Genomic DNA, 3,762 nt, shown 5'->3' on the forward strand with positions numbered 1-3,762 from the left:
TCTGGAACTGGGCCCGGACCCGGTCCTCGCCACCGCAACACAGCACACACTCAGCCACATCACCACGGGCACCGACCGGCCCAGCCCCCTGGTGACGGCCACGCTGACCCGCAAGCAACCCGAAGTCCAGGCATTCACGCGCAGCCTGGCACGACTCCACACCGCCGGAACCACCATCGACTGGACGCCCTGGTACCCGGCTGTCCCGACGCCTCGCACCGTCGAGCTCCCCACGTACGCCTTCCAACGCCAGCACTTCTGGCTCGCCTCCTCCGAGACGGCCACAGCCGTCACCGAGACCGCGCAAGCGGACCGGGCGTTCTGGGAAGCCGTGGAGCGCGAGGATCTGGAATCCCTTGCCGCAACCCTCGACTCCCCTGCCGATCAACAGCCCATGCTGAGCGCAGTACTGCCGACTCTGTCGGCCTGGCGTCGGCAGCATCGCGAGCAAGCGGTCATCGACGCGTGGCGCTATCGGACCACCTGGAAGCAGCTTTCCGCGCCGGTCGCGCCCGCCGCCCTCTCCGGCACCTGGCTGGTGCTCGTCGCGTCCGACCAGGCCGACCACCCCGCCGTGGCGACCGTCGTACAAGCGCTCACCACACACGGCGCCACTCCCCTCCCCCACGCTCTCGACGTCCGAGATGTTCATCGCGGTGAATTGGTGGAAGAACTCACGCGGCTCACCCTCGACAGCGAACCGACCGGGATCGTGAGCCTGCTCGCGCTCGCCCAGGAGCCGCATCCCGCCTACGCCGCGGTTCCCGCCGGGCTGGGCGCCACCACCGCCCTCGTCCAGGCCCTCGGTGACGCCGAGGTCGCCGCGCCCCTGTGGTGCCTCACCCAGGGTGCCGTCGCCATCCATCCCGCCGATCCGCTCCCCAGTCCGCGCCAGGCGCAGACCTGGGGGTTCGGCCGAGCGGCCGCGCTGGAACACTCCCGTCGCTGGGGTGGCCTGATCGACCTCCCGACCGTCATCGATCACCACACCGCCGACCGTCTCGCGGCGCTTCTCGCGCCCGGGCAGCCCGAGGATCAGGCCGCGATCCGCGCCACCGGCACGTACGCCCGTCGTCTCAGTCGCGCTCCCCTGCCGCCCGCGCACCGTCTTCCGTGGCAGCCGACCGGGACCACTCTGATCACCGGGGGCACCGGCGGGCTCGGTGCCCACCTCGCACGCTGGCTCGCCCGCAACGGCGCACCCCACCTCCACCTCGCCAGCCGCAGGGGATCCGACGCCCCCGGCGCCACCGAACTCGCCCAAGAACTCACCGACCTCGGCACCACCGTCACCATCACTGCCTGCGACGTCTCCGACCGCACCGCCCTCCACCACCTCATCCGAGCCATCCCCGCCGAACACCCCCTCACCACCGTCATCCACGCCGCCGGCGCTTCCAACACCGAGCTGATCGCCGATCTATCGCCGGAACCCCTCCAGCACGTGCTGGAGTCCAAGGCCCTTGGCGCCGCGCATCTGCACGAACTCACGAAGGAACTCGACCTCAGCGCGTTCGTCCTCTTCTCCTCCGGAGCGGCCTCCTGGGGCGGCAGTCGACAGGCCGCCTACGCCGCCTCCAACACCTACCTCGACGCCCTCGCCGAACACCGCCGCCTCCAAGGGCTCCCCGCCACCAGCATCGCCTGGGGCCCCTGGAGCGATGCGGGCATGGCCGCCGACGAGACGGCTCTCTCCTTCTACGGGCGGCGGGGGTTGTCGCCGATCAGCCCCGATCTAGCGGTTGCGGCGCTCCACCGCGCGCTCAACCACCGCGATACCACCGTGACCATCGCGGACATCGACTGGGACAAGTTTCCCGCCACCTTTACGGCGCAACGGCCGAGTCCGTTGCTCTCGGACCTGATCGGGTCCACCGTCCACCCGGAGGACTCTCGCCACGCTCCGTCCGCCGTCACGCCCCTACGCCAGCAGCTCGATTCCAGCACCCCCGCCGAGCAGCATCAGCTGCTCCTCGATCAGGTCCAGTCGCTGGCGGCCGCGATCCTGGGCCACGCCGGGCCCGACGCCATTCCCGCCACCCAGCCGTTCCAGGAGCTGGGGTTCGACTCCCTCACCGCCGTCGAACTCCGTAACCAGCTCGCCACCCTCACGGGCATCGACCTCCCGCCCTCCCTCATCTTCGACCACCCCACACCGCACGCCCTCGCGGCCCATCTGTGTGCCGACATCACGGGGCAGCAGACGGCTGTCGCCGCCCACGCACCCACCGCGGCCGCGCTCGACGAGCCCATCGCGATCGTCGGAATGGCCTGTCGCTACCCCGGTGGCGCACGCACTCCGAAGGATCTGTGGGAGCTGGTCGTCGCACACCACGACGCCATCACGGAGATGCCCACCGACCGGCACTGGGACCTCAACGCGCTCTTCCACCCCGACCCCGACCACTCCGGTACGAGTTATGTCCGCGAGGGTGGCTTTCTCCATGACGCACCCGCGTTCGACGCGACGTTCTTCGGTATCAGCCCGCGCGAAGCGCTCGCCATGGACCCCCAACAGCGGCTGCTCCTCGAAACCGCGTGGGAGACCTTCGAAAACGCGGGACTCGACCGCGACACGCTGAGCGGCAGCAACACCGGCGTCTTCGCCGGAGTGACCTCCCAGGACTACCTGTCACTCACCGGCGATACGGCAAGCGATGTCGAAGGCTACGTCGCCACGGGGAACATCGGCAGCGTGGTGTCCGGCCGGGTGGCGTACTCGTTCGGCTTGGAAGGGCCCGCGGTCACCGTCGACACGGCCTGTTCGTCGTCGCTGGTGGCCATGCATCTGGCCGCTCAGGCGCTACGCCAGGGCGAATGCACCCTCGCCCTGGCCGGCGGGGTGACGGTGATGGCCACCCCGGGCGCGTTCATCGAGTTCTCCCGCCAACGCGGTCTGGCCCCCGATGCCCGGTGCAAGCCGTTCGCCGCGGCCGCCGACGGCATGGTGTGGGGCGAGGGCGTGGGACTCGTCCTGCTGGAGCGGCTGTCGGACGCGCGTCGCAACGGCCACCGGGTACTGGCGCTCGTCCGAGGCTCCGCGGTCAACCAGGACGGCACGAGCAACGGTCTGACGGCGCCGAACGGACCGTCGCAGCAGCGAGTGATCCGTCAGGCGCTCGCCAACGCCCGCCTGACGCCGTCCGAGGTGGACGCGGTCGAAGCGCACGGCACCGGTACGACGCTCGGCGACCCGATCGAGGCACAGGCGCTGCTGGCCACGTACGGACAGGAGCGGTCGCACGATCGGCCCCTGTGGCTCGGCTCCGTCAAGTCCAACATCGGCCACACCCAGGCCGCCGCCGGTGTGGCCGGTGTGATCAAGATGGTGATGGCGATGCGGCACGGGCTCCTGCCCGCCTCGCTGCACATCGACGAGCCGACGCCCAACGTGAATTGGTCCGAGGGTGACGTACGGCTGCTCACCGAGCCCGTCCCATGGCCGGAGGGTGAACAGCCGCGCCGGGTGGGCGTGTCGTCGTTCGGCATCAGCGGGACCAACGCCCATCTGATCCTGGAGCAAGCTCCCCATCCGGTGGCGCCGGTTTCCACCGTCGGCGGTGTCGTGCCGTGGCTGGTGTCCGCACATAGCGCAGAGGCTCTACGGGGGCAGGCGGCGACCCTGGCCGAGCACGTCTGCGCCGAGGACGACCCGACGCCGGTCGAGGTGGGCTGGTCGCTGCTGAAGACGCGCTCGCTCTTCGACCACCGAGCCGTCATCGTCGGCGAGAACCGCCAGGAGCTGGCCGCGGGGTTGCAGGC

At 70.4% G+C, this 3,762-nt stretch carries 1 protein-coding gene; it reads left to right on the forward strand.

Features of this window, described 5'->3' with window-relative positions; genetic code table 11:
• Positions 1-3,762: SDR family NAD(P)-dependent oxidoreductase (locus EEJ42_RS33245; RefSeq protein WP_123105732.1), on the forward strand; the 3,762-nt coding region annotated here is incomplete at both ends.

The organism is Streptomyces botrytidirepellens, assembly GCF_003721215.1.
GTDB classification, from domain to species: domain Bacteria; phylum Actinomycetota; class Actinomycetes; order Streptomycetales; family Streptomycetaceae; genus Streptomyces; species Streptomyces himastatinicus.